Origin of the sequence: Cellulosimicrobium composti (assembly GCF_009711085.1) — a bacterium.
Taxonomy (GTDB): Bacteria; Actinomycetota; Actinomycetes; order Actinomycetales; family Cellulomonadaceae; genus Cellulosimicrobium; species Cellulosimicrobium composti.
Window position 1 is genome coordinate 1 of record NZ_WMKA01000134.1, and the last position, 449, is coordinate 449.

Sequence of the window (449 nt, forward strand, 5' to 3'; positions counted from 1 at the left end):
GCTCGTCGGAGGTCCGAGGGGTTGCCGGGCCGCGACCTTCCCCCGGGTACGGTCGCGGCATGACGAAGTACGAGACCCCGCGGGATGAGGCCGGCCGTCGGTTGTGCCAGCACTGCATGGAGCGGACGGTGCCCGAGTCGCTGGGCACCAAGCCCCGGCTGTATTGCTCGCGCAACTGTCGGCAGCGGGCCTACGAGGCACGGCGGACCCGCCAGGCCATCGAGCAGACGGTGACGCTGTCGCTGCTGCGCGAACGCATGCTGCGCGCCAACACGCACCGAGCAAAGTCACGTGACAATGAGGATGCCGAAGCAAAGTCACGTGACAATGCTGAGGATGTCAGTGCAACGTCACGTGACATTGCCGCCTCAACGTCACGTGACTTTGCACTGAGCCAGGCAATGGAGGCGCTCGAGCCCGACGTCCAGGAGGAGCTGCCCGAACCTGCC

1 protein-coding gene is annotated in these 449 nt (G+C 66.4%); it reads left to right on the plus strand.

Annotated elements, in window-relative coordinates; all coding sequences use genetic code 11:
* Positions 1 to 59: 59 nt before the first annotated feature.
* Positions 60 to 449: hypothetical protein (locus GJV82_RS19260; protein WP_155100339.1), on the plus strand; the 390-nt coding region annotated here is incomplete at its 3' end.